We start from the raw sequence: 17,250 nt of genomic DNA, 5'->3' as shown, positions 1-17,250 counted from the left end.
GCAGTAGCCCCGCCTCCCCCCCCAACTCATTGGCTAAAGTCTCAAATCATCTGCGCGGCGTAGCAATTTTAAGCCTTCAGTACCTAAGCCCTCTGCTGCTGCCGCATGAGCTAGTCTTTGCGAACCCTCATTGCCAGGATGGATCGCATGCCAAATAACTCAGTTTCTAATATTGCCACTGCTGACGCCCTGACATTGCTCCTGCACAACCAGCATGCACTGGCGGCGGCAATCGAGGAGGTCGCCGTTTGGCTTGCAGCCAGTGGCGCGGCAGTGGTTGCAGATAACGCTGTGATGGCTATGGAGACCTTAGACACAAATGCAAAAGCGATTACAGATGCGATTATGCGGATACGGCAATCCTAATATCGCCTTTGCGGGCAGCAATCGGTCAGAAACAGACGTTGGCAAATGACCGCTACCGGCCACAAGCGGACATCGGCAAGCTACCGCTGTCGGCCAGAACCAGCCATTCACCCGCTGCGCTCAAACTGAATGTCGCTCTCCTTGCCGGACAATTGGCGGCGAGCCCGAATGCTGAGCCGACTTTCTTCAAGCACCTTCCGCAGCCGATCACGGCTTTTTGATAGGTGCAGCTGAATTAGCTGAATTAGCTGAATTAGCTGAACGGCGGTATCTACCTCGCCGGACAAATAATCAATGAGTCACCGTCCAAAGCATCGCACAGAAAAAGCATAGTATTTCCAAGAAACTCCTTTGCTTTAGAAACTTCATCCTTCACGACACCCACTATCCTCAGCGAGCGCCCAGCCCTTAGGGTGCGAGCAATATCGATAGACTCATTTTCGAGTACGTCTAAAAATAATATAGGGATGTCGTCTATCAAAAAATATCCAAAACAGCTAAGGGCTTTGTCACCTACTTTCATAAAGCCTGCTTCACAGAAAATAAATACGTTGTTCAGCCTTAAGCTTAATCTTTTAATAAGTTCGACAGATATATCTAGACAATCGATGCGCTCGACCCACTTACCATTGCGGCTTTTCTGAACAGCTAAAAGATCGTTGACTGAGGTGCTAGGTGTTGCCAATGAAATCGATGATCCATCTACTTCCTCAGGAAAAATAATGATTCCCAAGCCGATATCAACGATATCATCAGCTCCCAGCAGACCTAGTTGTTTAGCTTCAAAAATTCGCTTTAATACGTGTTCTTCCCAAGTTCTTGATGTTTCAGCTATGCGTACTTCTGTCATGAACCCTACATCCAAATCATTGAGGAGGTACGAGCACCTTTAAACGGAAGCGTAGTCGAAACTGGAAGGTAGCGAGTCACCAACCATGAATTTCATTGCCCATACCTTAGCAGAACTCACCCCTAGTCGAATGTCCGCTTATGGCCGAAAGCAGCCAGTTTTGAACACCTCCAGACGCTGCTACCGGCAGCTGATTCACGCAACCATAAGCCACGAAATCGACACTAGTAGGCTACTTAAGCATCAGTTAACGGCATTTTTTTGCGAAAAATCGGACTGAGGCACTAGCAGCTCTTTGCCGTTTACCACACTGTCGGAATCCCCCTTATCAGAAGGTGACTAAGGCTCTGCTATTGGGCTCTCCCCGCCCCTTTACAGCCCCAAATCTCGATCCAACTGATCAGCTTTCATCGCGTCAGGAGCAAAGCCGATCTTCATCAGGTGCGATTGCAGATGATCGCGTAAGTGCATTCTCAGACGAGATCTAAGCTCGACGTAACTTTCAGTTGGGCCAGCGTCGATATCAAGACGCTTCAGAGCATCACGTAGCACTTTGATGCTCTCAGCGCCGATCCGTGACGCGTGCAGCCGCACGATAGGATCAAGGCCAGGAACTCTCTTGAAACTGGCGACCGTCTCTTCAAGCAGTCGCGCAAACGACACCTTGCTACATGCCTGCTGCGCCGTGCGCCAAACCTGAGACTCAATCTCGTCTTCCATCTGCTCTCTCCAGTTGATCTGCGGACTGACACGCACAAAGTTGTCCGACACGAGTATTTTTTTCAAAAAAAAGACCGTGAATTTGAAATCAAACGGGTTAGCAACGGCTTTCAGCCGCTAAGGGACGATTTTGCTGTGCCTGTAAGGCAGCCATACACCTGCGTCAGCCAGAAAAAGTCGCAAGAAAAAGCCAGAAGCAAGAGCGCAGCAACAGCGAAAAACCACATAGGTTGTCCAGGAAGAACGGTGAACGGAGAGCCGCCGAGATCGCTGCTTTACTGTTGTCCTCAAATACAAAGATCCGTCGCACAAAAAAATTTTCAAGGGGCGAAAAAAAATAAATTTTCATCAAGCAAAATAGGCGCCGGGCGATACATCGCCCGTCACGCTTTCGGTTTTGCTATCTCGATCACTCCTGCGAAGCCTCGCGGCTCGAATGCCCCTCATTTAAATCCTTGCAAGGAACCTATTCATGACCTTCAAGAGGCCTTTGACCTTCCAAGCGGCATTGAAGAAAAACATCAAACGGATTTTCACCTATTGGGCACCAATCAGTGTGATCTTGGGTGGTCTCGGTACCATTTTGGGGTTTTATACGATATCGGCCTATACGACAGCGATCGGTCGTCCAGATTTGATGGCTTCAGCGATTGAAGCTAAATCAGCACTGCTACTTTGGCTCGCAGTAATCGCATTCTTGGTAGCGGCCTATTTCTTGGTACTCATGACGACGAGTGTACTATTCGGGCTCTCAGTATCACTTTTCAACAAAAGCCCAGACCTCCAAGTTGACGTGATGAAACTGCTTCTTTTACCGGTACTGCTCGGAATCGCAGTGCTGATGGTCACGATATTTAGAGGTATAGAAATCACCGATAGCTATAAGCTGATCTGGGTAGTTGCATATGGCATTTTGACAATTCTGGCATTGCAGAAAAACCCGACGTTCAGAAAGGCAATAAACCGTTGTGCAACGACGGACTCACCTGGAAAATTAAAAAACCAGGCAACACGTGTCGTTTTTTTGGTCATGTTGGCATGCATTCTGATCAGCACTGTCCTATCAACCGTACTACCTGTCAGCCTCATCCTTAAATCTTACTCCGGTGAGGATACGCCCGAAGCCTTAATCAAGCTGAATCTCATATCCATTCTTTTCGCCAGTATGACATTGATCCCTGTCGTCGTTTTCTATGACAGCAAAACCGATCTTTTCAAACGGGTTTCGCAGTGTCTGGCAGCAGCATTCGTAATCTTAGTCATCATCATTGGGGCTTCACCAGGAGGCCCTCTGACCATTGTGTACACGGCGTCTTCGATGATGAACGTCCGCGACTAGACCGCAGCAAAGTTTTTGCTGACCGAAAATTATGCGAAAGAGGATCTCGATCCTGAGGTTTGGGGAACTGTGGAGACGGTGCGCAAATATCCTCTAGCCTCCGCATTTCCACTCTTTTCTTTCGGTGATGTGCTACTGCTTTGTCCAGAAAAGCTGATCAAAACTGAACTCAAAGATTGGCCAGCCAAATCGGTTTACTGTGTTGTAACAAAAAACAGCAAGGCCCTCCGGATGCCGCTAAAACCCGAAATGGCAGCGGAGGTCAAAAAGTCGATCGAAACCGATCCTCAGAAGCCTGCCACCTGATTGTCCCAGTGATAAAGGTCGATACAAGGTAAGGAAATGTGAATGGATACTGATCTAAAAGCCCTTTGGCTGCGCGAGCGAAACCGTAGAGAAGCGCTGTGGGATCTGGAAGTTCTGCAACCTGGCGCAGCAGAAGCCAAAGCAGTTTTGGCCACACTGGCTGAAATTGACCGGGAAGATCTGGAAAACCCTATTGGCCACTCCGGCGCTTTGTCGATCGATGAGCTTCGTGAAGCCGTTCCAGAGACCCATATCGGAGGCACTGACGGCCATTCTTTTGTGATCGTCCTGGATCAGCACATCCCCCAACCTTGGCACGCAAGATTTGAAGCCGCTAGCGTGCTTTCTACCCGCTTACCCCAAGGAAGCTACGCAAGTGACTGGCGACGCTTTTTACGACTATGGGTACGGGAGATGGAACAACTCAAAGCGCACCGGGAGCGGATTCAAAATGATTGAGTTTGATTTGAATGCAAACGACTGTGAGGCGTTGATCAGGCATTGCGAGAGCTTCGAGCCAGCAGGAGATGACCCGCGAGAGAAGCGGCGTCTGCAGGACGCTCTTGAAACGCTACGCGAGGCCTTGGTGAGTCACCTGAATGAGTCAGCAACCTCAGCAGAGAACACGTAAGCGACTTGATTCTGAACCATCCACGCTCGACGTAAAAAGCATGCAAACCTGCCTCAAAAGCAGGTTTTTTGCCTTCACCATTGTGCTTACTCAACACGTTAAGACCCGCCTTGCCGCACCAGCAATCTGCTGCGCAGCGGCCACCTTGTCGACCTCTGGATCTGGCGGAGGAAAATTCAACGCCCACAACTAATGATGTCCATGCCACCCATGTACTGCTTCAGTACATCCGGTACGCGGATCGAACCGTCGGCCTGCTGGTAGTTTTCCATTACTGCTACCAACGTACGACCGACCGCCAAAGCAGAGCCGTTTAGAGTGTGCACAAGTTCCGGCTTGCCAGTTTCTGGGTTACGGAAACGTGCCTGCATGCGGCGGGCCTGAAAATCGCCGCAGTTAGAGCATGAGGAAACTTTGCGGTAGTTTTCCTGGCTCGGAATCCACACTTCCAGGTCGTGAGTCTTGACCGCGCTGAAAGGTAGGTCACCGGTGCACAGCGCCAGAATTCGATAAGGCAGGCCTAGCAGTTGCAGGACTTTCTCGGCGTTGGCGGTTAAGTCTTCCAGCACCCCCATCGAGTTAGACGGCTCGACGATCTGTACCAGTTCGACCATGTCGAACTGGTACAGGCGGAGCATGGCACGGGTGTCACGCCCCGAAGCGCCGGCTTCGCTGCTAAAGCTCGGGGTATGGGCAACAAACTTGAGGGGCAGCTGTTCCGCATCGAGAATCCGCCCTGCCGCCAGGTTGGTCAACGGGACTTCGGACGTAGGGATCAGGTAAAGATCGTCCTGACCTTCACAGGCGATCTTGAACAGATCTTCCTCGAACGTCGGCAGTTGACCGGTGCTTTGCAGCGCAGGGGCCCGCATCATGTATGGGGTGTAGGCCTCTTCGTAGCCGTGCTCGCTGGTGTGTAGGTTGATCATGAACTGCGCCAGGGCGCGGTGCAGACAGGCAATCGGGCCGCGCAGCAGACTGAAGCGCGCGCCGGACAACTTGGCGGCGGTTTCAAAGTCCACCCAACCGGACTTCCCGCCAAGCGCGGCGTGATCTTTGATCTCAAAATCAAAGATTCGTGGAGTACCCCAGCGGCGCACTTCGACACTCCCGTCTTCGTGTTCGCCGACCGGCACGGACTCATTCGGCAGGTTGGGAATGCCCAGAAGGATCGCTTCCAACTCAGTCTGGATCTCGTCCAATGCAGCCTTGTTCTCGCTCAGTTGGCCGCCCGTGCTCTCGACATTGGCCATCAGAGGTGCGATGTCTTCGCCGCGTTGCTTGGCCTGACCAATGCTCTTGGAAATCGCGTTACGCTCAGCCTGCAGTGCTTCGGTGCGGATCTGGACGGTCTTGCGTTGTTCTTCCAGCGCTTCGATGCGCGCAACATCCAGGGCAAAGCCACGGGGCACTAGGCGATCCGCCACGTCCTGAAGGTTGCTACGTAACAGCTGGGGATCGAGCATATCGGTTTCTCTCAGCGGGTAGGTAGCTTTGCAACTCAATCGTGGATACGCCAAGCAAACTGAAAGATGGCTTAAGTAAGACCGATAAGGATATCGGTGCGAAAATGAAAGCATCAGGAGCGAAGATACGCCCCCCTACCAGCATTCCCGAATGCGCTCAGCGCTTGAAGAGCGGGAAAGCTCACATGCTTTCGAGCCCCTCGGCCACCGAGGATGTACACCACATCTTTGCTTTCAAAAATACAGCTGTCGAAGTCGCGCTCATAATCACTCAAGAGACTGTCGTCCCGCTTGAGTTCACCCAGACTGTCATATACGGTCGCCTGGGCATACAACACGCACGGCTTCAGGCCCTGCATTTTGACCTCTTGCTCTTGGGACGTTGGGAGCATGACATCCAACAACATCCAATGCCGTACGACGCAAAAAGGGCGCCCGGTGAAAGCTTCGTGCGATGCTCGAATCAACTCGTCGTCATCGAGCTTTGCACCATTTAAAACGCACGCAGGGCCATAGAACAAATCTGACAACAATTCTAATTCCACACTATCCCACTTATTTTTTGGTGATGCGCAGTACCGCTTCCCAGCAGTAAAAAAAGGAACTACCTACGCACACATACTCTTGGTAAACCTGAATCGCCGTGACTATCAACCAATCGCCATGACCGCTCGGGCACTGCCTTTTTTGCGGACACCGCGCCCAAGCAAGACGTAGACGGTATTGCTCGTTTCAAACAGATAGCCCAGTTTCAGCGAACGCTGAAAAGTGCTACGCACCCAGTCCTCTCTCCTTCGTTTGCCAGTGCTATAAATAATCACCTCTTTGGCGTACAGCACATACGGGGTAAGTTCATCACTTAACAGCGAGGCCCTGTAACTTTCATCGACGTCTAATTCGATTATTCGCCATCCATTAAGAATGCAGAACGGCTTGTCGGGAAAATTCAGAAGTGCTTCAACCTCCGCTTCCGAAAGCTCTTTAGCAAAGCCATTGATGGCTTCACCACCACCGTGCAAAAGCTCGATAAATTCGCTATCAAACGGCTACCTCCATCTCATATTTGGCGCGAAACCGACACCCACTAATTTGGCCACTCAACCCAATTTGCCAAGCATCAATAACGCATTGTGGCGAAACCACTTGCACAAGCTTCAGCCTGTTTACTGGTGAAAATGGGCCCCTCTAGCTGAATCAATGGACTAGGTCTAACCGGTCTAAAGCGCCGTTTTCATGCCACCAATGAGCAACGACAAGGGCCCCGCCATCTATTGTCGTGAACACGTCGTACCCTGAGCGATGGCTGCGCTCCACAACTGGGAGCGCATGCAGCGGTAAACCGTCCGGGTGCTTTCTTGCTGGATCGTAAAAAAGCAAACCAGTGATTTTCGGAAGGCTCTCCACGGCGCACAACAGATACCCCACAACATCTGAATCAGTAACGGCGTGACGTGCGTTTTCGATAACTGTCGGGTATCTGTAAAAGGTCAGATCGGACAGCTTGGCTCCATAAGTTTTTATCCAGTACATCCCCGCGTTATTCCTCGAGTAGATCAGGTTTCAGTCGTGAAATCCGGAATGAATCGGATTTGTTCTCCAGGAATATCTGCATCAGCAAGGGTCTGCGCGAAAGGCGCGAACTTAAGGTGCAGGTCTAAGTAAAGTCGAATCCTCATGGCTCGCTCTATCTCGATTTAAACCTATATTGCTTAGAGTCTAGGTACGCGCCCCCGAATGGTCGCTGCGAGCGGCCTTTCTTGCGCAGCCGATGCTCAGGGTCAAACCCAGAGGTTCCGATACTACCACCAAACTGACTTTATCGGAACCACAGCGTTGTGGCCCCATCCTGTCTTTTTGGGACGAACATGTCGCTCACCAAAGAACTTGCCGCAGCAATCAGAGTGATTCGCAGGCAACGTGGACTCGGCTATGAGGATCTGGCCGACGTCAGTGTCCAAGCCCATATCGGCGCCTTGGAGCAGGGCAACGCTAGTCCTAGCCTGGACAAGCTGGTGAGCCTTGCCGAGGCATTAGATTTTGATCCCGTAGCCCTAATGGCGATATGTGTGGCCCTGCGAGATGGCAGCACTTGCGATCAGGCGCTTGAACACGCCCAAACCCAGCTTGCTGATTTCAAGCACCGGGGAGGCATCAAGCAATTAGAGGGGGAGTACGTTGGGAACGAACTGGTTAAGCGCAGTCCTGGGAAGCCCACACATAGCGAAAACGCTGAGGCGGTCAAAAAACTGAAATCTGACGGTTTCAGCCAAGCAGAAGTCCGCCGGACTCTGGGATTGTCGAAGTCCACAGTCCATCGGTACTGGCAGAAGGATTGAGCAAACGCATTCACTTCACTTACTTTTACCTTTTGATTTGAAGGAATCGAGCTCTATCTGCACGAGATACTTGTTTGGCTGGTTTTCACGCCAAAATCCAAGAATGACCGGATTTAGCCGGATATTTGATAAAGTATACCGAAGAGCTCGAAAAAGTTAAGGAGCAGCGTCTTTCAGGGAGGCTCATTTAGACTGGCTTACCGAACTCTTTGAGCAATAGCTTAATGGGCTGTCGCATTCATACGGTCAATTTGATCAGCCCTTTCAATTTAACTTCCCTCCTGCAACCGGTAACGACTAGCTGAAGTTCAATCCCCCCTGAGAATTAATAATATACTCAATCGAAACGTCAGTCCCTCGAACACTTGAAGTAGACGCGACAATAGAGACGATCCGCAGCAGCGCATAATTATTGAATCTGTTCTTCAAGATGACAATATCATCAACGTTCGGAGACATGTCCTCAGCTGACAGTTCGTAGGAGCTCGCATCCTTGATATCTGAAAAGTAATTGGCATCTGCAGCTATTGCTCCCCCAGCCAAGCTAGGATGGTAACGAGTTTGCAGATGAACAGATGTGGGGGAGTTTGTTGAAAAGTGTGGGTGGAAAGCATAGTCACCCTCACCTAACACAGTGGAGCGGCTCATGTGAAGCTGCACCGTCACCCGCCCGGATTTCCTCCTCGATCGGGATCTAGGGTTGAACGGCCACCACAGCGTCAGGATGGGAATAGCGCTGGCACAAGTCACCACCAAGGGCTCCATGTTGAACGGTGCGTTACCCTTATATGACAGCTCCAGCACCAACCACACCCCAGCCAAAACCAATGAAATGGAGGAAAGTGTAACAAGTGTATATTTTTGCGATTTCGATAGATTTTGACTCATCCAATAGAACCTTAGAAACTAAAAATATCAACACTATTATTACGCGCGTAAAAGTTACAGCGAGTGATGTTAAGGACAAATTATACCTACTCCCATTACGGAGTAGGTACGACATACCTCAAGCAATCGCGTCAGCTGGACGCTCTGCAATAAAACCTCGTTTTCTCCAAGTTGCACGCACGAACGATTGAAAGTTGGCCTCACCTTTCAATGTCAAATCATCCGCATGATCGGTCACGATGATCTGCGGCATGATCCCCGTTGATTTTTGGGTTTGCTCACAAAATTCCACAAGCCTATTGAACATGTTAGTGACCGATCTTAGGTCATCATCCAAACGATCAGTACTGGCTGTGAGCTCGGCCAAAGTTTTTGCATCAAAAGTCTGACCATGATCGATTTTGGAGGGAAAGTAGACCTGCGTTGGCTGATCGAAAAACAAAATGGGCGGAATCTTGCACCCTTCTTCATGCTTGAGTGCGAACACGGAATGCAACGCAAGGAACAACGTCAAATGGGAATAGAGCCAATTCGCCCCACTACCCATCGAGCGCAGATAAACGTTGCCCATGGTTGAACTCTCATGCCACAGGTCGAAGGTGTGAAGATCAAATTTCAAGTTTATCGGTTGGTAGGCCTCCTCAAAGTCAAAACCTGCGCCAATCCGCGCCATTTCACTGTTAATGAGATCACTCAGATCATTCATCTTTCCAGGGACGTTGTAAGCATCCAACAGGGGCTTAATCTCGGAAATCCTGGATTTTAGGTGCTGGAGAGTCCCTTCAAATTCCGATTTTTGCTTATTTGCGTAGTCTTCAATGACGCCCTCAAGACGATGTTTGACACGCAGTGCGATCTCGTCAACTGTTTTGCTTTTCTTCAAGTCTTCAACTTGTTTTACGAGCTGCGTGATTTTCGCCTGGATACCAGAAAGAATCTCTTTCTGTTTATCAAGCGACTTCGCCAACTTGCTTTCCTCTTCTCGGAAGCTTTCGCGAGCATAGGAGGTGGTCTTCAGCTCCGTGTTCATCCATCCGATGGCCGCCGTCAGTTTATTCGCCTCATTCTCCACGTGGTCACTAGGCGCAGCGCAAAATGGACATTGCGAGTCGCTTACCTCTGCATATTCGGGAACTGGGATCTCGCTGATATTTTTGGCGAAGTCTTCCGTGAGACTGATTGAGGACTTTACAGCGTGTAACTTGTCCTGCAACTCTCGAACGACAATAGTCTGCTTAGAACGCTCATCTTCCAGGATCTTTTTACGCTCAGTGTAAGTATCAGCGATGCTGTCGATTCGAACATTAGCATCCCTGATCCTTTTGAAAGAGGTTTTTACGCTGCCGGCGATCTGATCACCCGTCAGTGCAATAAGATCCGTACCACTAATAGTTTTGTATTCAGCAAGCAGCTCATCGACCCTTGCAACGAACCGGGTTTTTTCCTCCTTGGTCTTGGGTATCTGAGCTTCAATTTTTTTCATCTCTGCTCTGAGCTGATTATTTTCCTGCGATAGCCAGAAATACTGCTGATCAACAAAATTCATAAAAATTTTTAGGTGTTCGATCGCCTGATCACGTTTTTCCTTCTGATCGAAGCGATAGAACAGTGCGTGTTTATTCGCCACCAAATTTTGATGTTGGAGCATGTACGATGCGAAACTTCTCACTGAAGGGGTCGCGCTCTTCGACTTCCCGTACTCTCGGGGACTGAGATCCTCATCGATGTCGGTCATCGTAACCGCAAAATACCGGCCCAGTTCTTTTTTGAAATCACGCAAAGGCAAGAACAAGCTGGGAGAGAAGAAATTTTTAGTATTCTTCATATTGAAAAATATCTCATCCAGCGATCCGCGCACCTCACCAATGAAGAGCCTATCGACATCTGGGTCGCGTGCGAGAAGAAGAATGTCCTCTTCAAACTCCAGAATGGTGAAATACATCTTGGATCGAGCAGTGATTACGCCCTTAGGAATTGTGTCGTCGCCATTTCCGAAGCAAAAGTCAAAAATCTCGATGATGGCACTTTTGCCCATCGACGACTTTCCGGTAATGACATTCAACCCTGGCTTAAATGTAACTTGGTGAACTTCATTATCCCTATCAATCACACCAACAGACTTGACGAAACATTTCATAATTGAATAATCCCTAACGACTTGTATACACGCGGTGCTTCTCGATCCTCAAGAAGTTTTGCAAGATTTCGAGCGGACGTCACTTTTTGCCCCATACCCTGGAGGGGTGGAAAGGTCTTCCTGGTGGCCCTTACTACCATCTCATCATCAACGGTCAAGTACTCTGCACTCACCAAACTCATCAGCGTAGTGTTGGTAATTTCCCTAAGAGAATGAATCCTTTTGTGCACACCCGCGATTCGTGTTTTGTCCGAAATCATGGTTCGCCAAGTGTTCCGCTCGCTAATACGATGAAGATAAGATGCCGTGGCGTCATGCAGAACCAAGGGAAGAACGAGATAGCTAAAAAGGATATTTTTCTGAGTGACCTTTAATTCGCTGTAAAAAGCATGAAGAATCGGCGCCATGATCAAAGGACTGCGATGGAGCGTATGAATGTGGTCAGTTGTTGTCAGCGCCATTACCAAAGCCTCCAGTGCAGCTTCTCATCATTATCTTCATCTTCGTCATCAGCGAGCATATGCCAAATACCATTTCGAAAATCCACGGAAGTGTTATCAAAGGCAGGCAAACCATCGACCGTCTCTCCACGACGCGTGTCGAAAAAAATTTGCGACTCGAAACACCAGTCTTGTTGAGGTTTTCGAGAGCAAAGCTTTACTTGTGCCGACCTGATACTTCTGTGCCTTTTCAGCTGATCTTGCTTATAATTATCGACATCAACCTTCTCTACCGCGAAACGCTTGAATTCGTTGCTGATTGTGTGAACCGTCAACATATGCTCCAAAATGGCGGTGGGCACAATTTCGGCATATTCAATCTCATGCAGCTTTTTTACAAACAGTCGATTTGAATAATCGGACACATCAACATTTTCAAATACAGACTTTTCAACGACAGGAAACTTTCGTGAATTCCTGCCGTAACGAGAGAACAAAGTGGCAATTTTTAAATCAAAATCGTCGTAAGTGACTTTCCAACCTTCCTTGGATAGGCAGGGTTCAATTAGATATCCCAATAACGCTTCAAAGTAATCTCCCCGCTTTGACGGATCAAGTCCTTTGCCATAGCGACTCTTAGCCTCCTCGGCACGCACCTCAAGACCTGGCTCGCCTGAGACAATCTTCACCTTTTCAATGATATCCAGTAAGACATTACGCCTCTCATCTGCCATTACAAACCTCTGCGTTTGTACAGCTTTCGATGCCTTATTGGCGGACGCAGCCAAGCGCGCCTCGCTATAAGTCAGGACATTATCAAGAAGAGTCAGGCGTTCACCGACAGTCAACTGGTTCCAATGACGAAGTTCAGCCGTCGCGCCATATGCTTGGGTTGTGAGCAGAATAAGCTCAGAATATTTATCTTGCTTAAACTTGGGCGACATCCAGTTTTTCAGAGTATTCCAAAAATTGATGTGTCCATCTGTGAGGTCTTCCATGAAGTTTTTTACTTCGACCTGAACACTTTTACTGACTGTGACATCGCCGAACACCTCCAGCCAAAGAGTCTGCCCTTCGACCAAGTCATGGCAATACTCCAGTGTCACTATCAACTGATAGCCTATTGCTTCGAGCAGTCTAGTTGCATCATTGGCGAGCTTTGCCACAACATTCTCCGCTTATTGCTTCACCGTTGCGGTACGAGCCTATTCGCGAGGAGAAAAGTTGGCCATCCTGGCAAATCTGCTACCGCACCTGGAAAAATCGATTCCGGTACAGTTATCGTGTACCTCGAAAAACCAAGCCACCAATACTGTATATACAAACAGCTCTTTGCGGCGATAGATTCTGGATTGTAGCGTGATGGCATTTTGTTAGCAAAAGGCCTTATTTTGCTATATAGACGAATGTCCAAGGCTTGTTTTCGAAGCGTTCAGCGAGGAGGACAGATGTCTTTCAAAACAGACAACGGTGGTTTCAAATTCAAGTGTGAGGATGCCAAGATGTCGTATAACGCGAGCACTTGGTCAACGCGACTCAGCCAGCTCGCAAAGACCAAGGGACGTGTGAGCATACTGACGAGTGAGCTTCCGGATCCCGTTTATGTTTTGGAAGTACTGAGCAAGCGTCCACGCGATATTTACATTGTCACTCACGTTAATGCCCGAGCAGCAGCAGAACACATAAAGGCCGCGCTCCCCGAGGTTCGTATTGCCCTCCACCATGACCTCGGGGCCAAGGTGTTGATGGTTGCACCAGAGACTGTATGGATCATGAGCTCTGACTTTGGGGAAAAGAAGCACAGAATCGACTCAGGCGTGGGATTCCAGTCACCTGAAATCTACGAGCAAACAGTATCGGAGTTGTTTGAAAGGGCCTGGCGAGAAGCGCTGGAAATCTTCTGAGCCACGCAAGCATTCTTCCTCACTGGTGGAGATGCATACCGTCTAAGGCCAACGTCGGAATGGTTCTCCAAAGGTTCACGTAGCCCAAGAACTCCTCTTGTGGCTTGCGTCTGACCCGCCACGTGCCGAGATTCGCGAGGTTATCTCGCTGCAGTGCCGTCGTGACAACAAGCCTTCGCTCAGCTCTGGAGACCCCCACAAAAAATGTGCAGCGAACTTCGTAAAGATCCTTTCCGAAGTAGGCTTCTTCCTCCACACCGAGCAGTACTACGCTATCGAACTCCAATCCCTTGCTCTTGTGTACCGTCAGAATTCGAACCGACTGATCATCAGATAGCTGCGCAAGTGCCTTCAAAAGGTCGGGCTCTTTCTCCAACGCCTCATCAATGTACTTTTTGACATCGTGGATTATTTCCCTGAGGCGATCCCTGGACTCGTAGTCGTGCGAAAGCCCGACCAGGAGATTTACTCCAACCATGGAAAGGAAATCCTTGAGAAGCTGCCAGCGCTGGTCATAACAGTTGCTCACCAGGTCAATGGCAGCTAGCTTGCGAGCCTCTTTGATAAAGCGTCCCCAGTTCTTGCGTAATACGCCATCGGTATCGTCATCTGCGGGAATGATGCGCCTCATCAATCGCGTCCAGGCTTTCGGTTCTCTCAAGCCGTAAACACACAGCAAGTAATCGACTACGACCAAGGCAATAGGCTCTGTAGCGATATCTTGCGCGCGATTCTCATTGCGGTAAGTCACACCCCAGCTATCAAGTGCAGCTGCTAACCGAATCGTATAGGCCTCAGGCTGGTTCCGAACCAGGATCGCTATTTTTGCCGGAGCAACACCCTCCACATTGATCCAGTGATTAATCTGCTCAGCCAAACCAGTCGCTTCGTCTTGGCAGTTGAGATAAGACTGGACGTAAATCTCACCGCCGTCCCCCTCCAGAAATTCAGCGGGCATTTCGGAGTTGGGCTCCAATACCTTCACGATTTCGTTCTGTAGACGAAGTAGCTGCGGCTGCGATCGGAAATTTCGGTAGATATGCAGGTGCACGGCTTTGAATTCGTCAACGAACTTGGCAAAGACACCGTCCAGCGCTCCAGCCCATCCCATGATCTTCTGCTTCACATCACCCACTGCAGTAATGCGCCGCTCAGACCCTGCAAATATTTTGATGACCAGCGCATATTGCTCATCGGTGCAATCTTGGAACTCGTCCAGAAAAACGTCGCTGTAGGTTTGTCGGATTGCGTTGACTGCCGGTGGGTAGGCATCCAGGATCTTCAGCGCTAATGGAATCAACAAAGCGAATTCAGTTTGCTTGGGATGAGCCTTCCCTTTCGGGACGACCTTAAATCCAACATCCAGCGCGTCGTCCCCAGTCAGTACTGGACGAAATCGCTCGATAATTCGCTTTGCCAAGCCATGGAACGTGAAACTGTCAAAACGGGAGGCGTACGTCGCGCCACACCGTCGCCATACACGCTCTCTCAGGTTATTGCTTGCATCCACCTTGAAAGCGATCGCCAGAATTCTTTTGGGATACCGGCATGCTCCCGTTGTGAGCAAGAAATCGGCCCGCTGGGCAAGCAGTTCAGACTTTCCCGCACCGGGCCCTGCCGTGAGCGCGATACATAGTTGGGTTTCCCGAACGGCTTTCTCCGCATTTGGCTCAAACACAATCCCTTCGGACTGCTTCCACGCTTCTGATTTAATCATTCGTGGAGAGCCTCGCATTGAGCGATGACGTAATCGACCAGTCGAGACAGCGAGGGCGGCATATTTGCCAGAAGAGCCTCATCGTCAAGCTTTGACAGCGCTTCAATGTGCGACTTCGGTTTGCTGTCCAGCTTGAAAAGCTTGTGGTACGAGATGAATAGTTTGCGTTGCGCCAGTGAGTATTGCATTGGCTGATCACAGGCATCGCCAAGCACCGCCTTGACCTGATTCTTGTTCGGGCGAATCAAGTCCGCAGGATTGACGCCAAAGGCAGCAGGGAAGGCCTGTAGCATGGCGAAGTCCAGATCCATAGGTGAAGAGAAGAACACGCCACGCTTTTCGAGATCGGCTATGCAGTGCTTGTAGTCCGGGCTTTTCTCAACCTTCAGAATGTGGAATTCGGCGTTGTTCCACTTGGGCATTTTTTCAATTTGATCGTCGCTCAAGAAAATATCGTCAGGATTGTATTTCGCGATCTCGGTCGAAACGTACTTAACTCGCCCCCACCCGCCACCATGCCTGGCCAAGTCAAGATCAAGCAACGTAACGTGCGGAATTTTGAGCCCAGTCAATAATCTCCAAAAGTGGTTCACGTGCCGTCCACCCAAAGGTGCAACCGTCACAGCGGCTTCGTCGACCATCAGCTCTTTGGCAGCCAAGAGCCTGGGCAAGACGATCTCTTCGCTGTCCCCTTCTCCCAGGACTACCAGACGGGAAAAGTAGATTTCGGGGAAAGCCTGAACTGCCTCCCTCACAAACTTGTAAGGCTCCCCCTTCTTGTCAGGTGGCATCTGGATCGTCCTTACATCAGTACAGCGCTGATCATTCAATCGGAGATAGCGAATGTCGGTCGGCTCAACTCGCCTCAACATGGACGGCGCATGAGTGGCAATGAGCGCCTGTGCGTCAAAGCATTCAGCATGGTTCACCAACCCTTTGAGCGATGACACTATCCTGCCCAGGTAGTGAGGGGAGAGGCTATTCTCAGGCTCTTCAAGCGCAATAATCGTGAAGACCGCTGGACGAAGCTTATCGACATCGAAGGAGTCGTCATCGCCTCTGAGCACACCTCTACCAATGGCCTGAGAGGACAGTACCAGCGTCAGGTAGAGCATTGATTTCTGTCCGTCACTGAGTCTCGAAAAGTCCACTTGCTGCTCACCGTGCCCAGGCGTGAAGGAAACAGACAGGTGACGCAACAACGATTCGATTTCACTGGCGACAAACGTCAAACTTGGATCTTTGAAAAACTCCCCTTTGTGCAGTGCGCGCCACGCCTGGGCGATTCCCTCGCCCAGATTCGAGACAGAGCGATTGTCACGCAGGCTTTTCGAAATATCAGCCGTGAGCTGTGAGATCTTCTCCCGTTGTTCCGTCCAGTTCACCGCTCTAAGCAACCGACCCAAGAGCGCGTTGGCGCCATAGGTTATGTGTTCGGCTGGGTCTCGCCGGGCCGGCAAGTAGTGAACCTGCACGTGCGTTCGCTCCTCCCTAGGTACCGGCACTGCCTCGATAGGCTTCCCTTCCTCATCGACATCCAACACGTACTGCAGGCTTTGTTCAATTTCATCGTCAGGCCCAATTGAAGCGTCCAGTCGATACCTCACGCGAGGAACGCCATTGTGGTCATCAAGACGCATGTGCCCAAAGTTGCAGGGAAGCGTGGGATGCTCTTTGGTGTTATCGGCGAGTTCTGGAAAGTGAAAATCCGCCTCCACCCAGAGGGTGCGTTGTTCCGGCGGCTCGACTTCGTCATGAGGGACAAAAAAGTCAGATTTACGGAGTCTGCGTTGATTGGGATCAAACGAGAACAACCGACATAGGGCCTGCAAAGTAGCAGTCTTGCCTGAACCGTTCGGCCCAATCAAAAAGGTGAGTTTTTCAAAGTCTATCGTGACTGGCTGAGCGCCAAACGAGTGGAAACCACAGACACGCAGGTACTTGAGAATCAAGGTTCCAAATCCCTTCTGGTTAACCATATCCAGCAGCCTGGAGTGAACAGGACTGCGCTTCAGGTAACGCTGCAGCTTTTCCAGCCTAGCTGAGAATTCAGGGTAGTGGGATCCAAATGGTGGCACGAAATTTCAGGGTCACCCGGTTGGCCGCTGGCTTTGCATGCCCCTGAAAAAAAATCGATCAACCAGACATTC

Annotated in this window: 19 protein-coding genes; 7 read left to right on the top strand and 12 right to left on the bottom strand. The window is 50.0% G+C overall.

Translation table 11 applies throughout. The features are described from left to right. The first annotated feature begins 147 nt into the window (after positions 1-147). Both DLD99_RS05970 and DLD99_RS29045 read left to right on the top strand, forming a co-directional pair. The gene (locus DLD99_RS05970) at positions 148-366 is read left to right on the top strand and encodes a hypothetical protein (RefSeq protein ID WP_114881585.1); all 219 of its coding nucleotides are present in this window, start codon (positions 148-150) and stop codon (positions 364-366) included. A 38-nt stretch (positions 367-404) separates the two neighbouring features. Further along, positions 405-587, top strand: coding sequence for a hypothetical protein (locus DLD99_RS29045; protein ID WP_162803458.1), 183 nt, complete (start codon positions 405-407; stop codon positions 585-587). Positions 588-637: 50 nt separating this feature from the next. Here DLD99_RS29045 and DLD99_RS05965 read toward each other — a convergent pair whose 3' ends face one another. Next, complete coding sequence (locus DLD99_RS05965) at positions 638-1,216, bottom strand: hypothetical protein (RefSeq protein WP_114881584.1); 579 nt, start codon at positions 1,214-1,216, stop codon at positions 638-640. Between the two features lie 372 nt (positions 1,217-1,588). Further along, the gene (locus tag DLD99_RS05960; protein ID WP_167443760.1) at positions 1,589-1,936 is read right to left on the bottom strand and encodes a hypothetical protein; all 348 of its coding nucleotides are present in this window, start codon (positions 1,934-1,936) and stop codon (positions 1,589-1,591) included. 472 nt (positions 1,937-2,408) lie between these two features. Between DLD99_RS05960 and DLD99_RS05955 the strand changes: the two genes are divergently transcribed. From DLD99_RS05955 to DLD99_RS05950, 3 genes are read left to right on the top strand one after another with little or no spacing between them, the layout of a single operon-like run. After that, a complete protein-coding gene (locus DLD99_RS05955; protein ID WP_114881583.1) occupies positions 2,409-3,275 on the top strand; it encodes a hypothetical protein in 867 nt (288 codons plus the stop codon). A 15-nt stretch (positions 3,276-3,290) separates the two neighbouring features. Further along, entirely contained in the window at positions 3,291-3,581 is a 291-nt protein-coding gene (locus tag DLD99_RS29040) for a hypothetical protein (RefSeq protein ID WP_162803457.1), read from the top strand. Positions 3,582-3,623: 42 nt separating this feature from the next. Beyond that, complete coding sequence (locus DLD99_RS05950) at positions 3,624-4,040, top strand: hypothetical protein (RefSeq protein ID WP_114881582.1); 417 nt, start codon at positions 3,624-3,626, stop codon at positions 4,038-4,040. Positions 4,041-4,388: 348 nt separating this feature from the next. Here the strand turns inward: DLD99_RS05950 and serS are convergent, their stop codons facing one another. The 4 genes from serS to DLD99_RS05925 form a co-directional block, all read right to left on the bottom strand. Further along, positions 4,389-5,678, bottom strand: coding sequence for a serine--tRNA ligase (serS, locus tag DLD99_RS05940; RefSeq protein WP_114881580.1), 1,290 nt, complete (start codon positions 5,676-5,678; stop codon positions 4,389-4,391). Positions 5,679-5,791: 113 nt separating this feature from the next. Beyond that, complete coding sequence (locus DLD99_RS05935) at positions 5,792-6,223, bottom strand: DUF6957 family protein (RefSeq protein ID WP_114881579.1); 432 nt, start codon at positions 6,221-6,223, stop codon at positions 5,792-5,794. Positions 6,224-6,328: 105 nt separating this feature from the next. Then, entirely contained in the window at positions 6,329-6,697 is a 369-nt protein-coding gene (locus DLD99_RS05930) for a DUF6957 family protein (RefSeq protein ID WP_114881578.1), read from the bottom strand. Between the two features lie 175 nt (positions 6,698-6,872). After that, positions 6,873-7,208: a hypothetical protein gene (locus DLD99_RS05925; protein WP_114881577.1), complete on the bottom strand. Its 336-nt coding sequence runs from the start codon at positions 7,206-7,208 to the stop codon at positions 6,873-6,875. Between the two features lie 335 nt (positions 7,209-7,543). Between DLD99_RS05925 and DLD99_RS05920 the strand changes: the two genes are divergently transcribed. Beyond that, entirely contained in the window at positions 7,544-8,014 is a 471-nt protein-coding gene (locus tag DLD99_RS05920) for a helix-turn-helix domain-containing protein (protein ID WP_114881576.1), read from the top strand. Positions 8,015-8,311: 297 nt separating this feature from the next. On the opposite strand, the gene DLD99_RS29035 is transcribed toward DLD99_RS05920, so the two are convergent. The 4 genes from DLD99_RS29035 to DLD99_RS05905 form a co-directional block, all read right to left on the bottom strand. Further along, positions 8,312-8,902: a hypothetical protein gene (locus DLD99_RS29035; RefSeq protein ID WP_162803456.1), complete on the bottom strand. Its 591-nt coding sequence runs from the start codon at positions 8,900-8,902 to the stop codon at positions 8,312-8,314. A 118-nt stretch (positions 8,903-9,020) separates the two neighbouring features. After that, positions 9,021-11,039: a DUF3732 domain-containing protein gene (locus tag DLD99_RS05915; protein ID WP_114881575.1), complete on the bottom strand. Its 2,019-nt coding sequence runs from the start codon at positions 11,037-11,039 to the stop codon at positions 9,021-9,023. Then, the gene (locus DLD99_RS05910) at positions 11,036-11,500 is read right to left on the bottom strand and encodes a three component ABC system middle component (protein WP_114881574.1); all 465 of its coding nucleotides are present in this window, start codon (positions 11,498-11,500) and stop codon (positions 11,036-11,038) included. Before DLD99_RS05910 ends, DLD99_RS05915 begins: the two co-directional genes overlap by 4 nt. Continuing rightward, entirely contained in the window at positions 11,500-12,645 is a 1,146-nt protein-coding gene (locus DLD99_RS05905) for a hypothetical protein (protein WP_114881573.1), read from the bottom strand. The genes DLD99_RS05910 and DLD99_RS05905 overlap by 1 nt, the downstream gene beginning before the upstream one ends. A gap of 282 nt (positions 12,646-12,927) precedes the next feature. Between DLD99_RS05905 and DLD99_RS05900 the strand changes: the two genes are divergently transcribed. After that, a complete protein-coding gene (locus DLD99_RS05900; protein ID WP_114881572.1) occupies positions 12,928-13,383 on the top strand; it encodes a hypothetical protein in 456 nt (151 codons plus the stop codon). A gap of 19 nt (positions 13,384-13,402) precedes the next feature. Here DLD99_RS05900 and DLD99_RS05895 read toward each other — a convergent pair whose 3' ends face one another. Together DLD99_RS05895 and DLD99_RS05890 are read right to left on the bottom strand one after the other, a co-directional pair. Further along, positions 13,403-15,100, bottom strand: a complete 1,698-nt coding sequence (locus tag DLD99_RS05895) for a UvrD-helicase domain-containing protein (RefSeq protein WP_114881571.1) — start codon at positions 15,098-15,100, stop codon at positions 13,403-13,405. Continuing rightward, positions 15,097-17,052 (bottom strand): ATP-dependent nuclease, encoded by a 1,956-nt coding sequence (locus DLD99_RS05890; protein ID WP_114886602.1) that lies wholly within the window; start codon positions 17,050-17,052, stop codon positions 15,097-15,099. The genes DLD99_RS05895 and DLD99_RS05890 overlap by 4 nt, the downstream gene beginning before the upstream one ends. Positions 17,053-17,250: the final 198 nt, after the last annotated feature.

The sequence above is a fragment of the Pseudomonas kribbensis genome (genome assembly GCF_003352185.1).
In the GTDB taxonomy this organism is placed as follows: domain Bacteria; phylum Pseudomonadota; class Gammaproteobacteria; order Pseudomonadales; family Pseudomonadaceae; genus Aquipseudomonas; species Aquipseudomonas kribbensis.
This window is presented reverse-complemented; position numbering and strand designations above follow the sequence as displayed.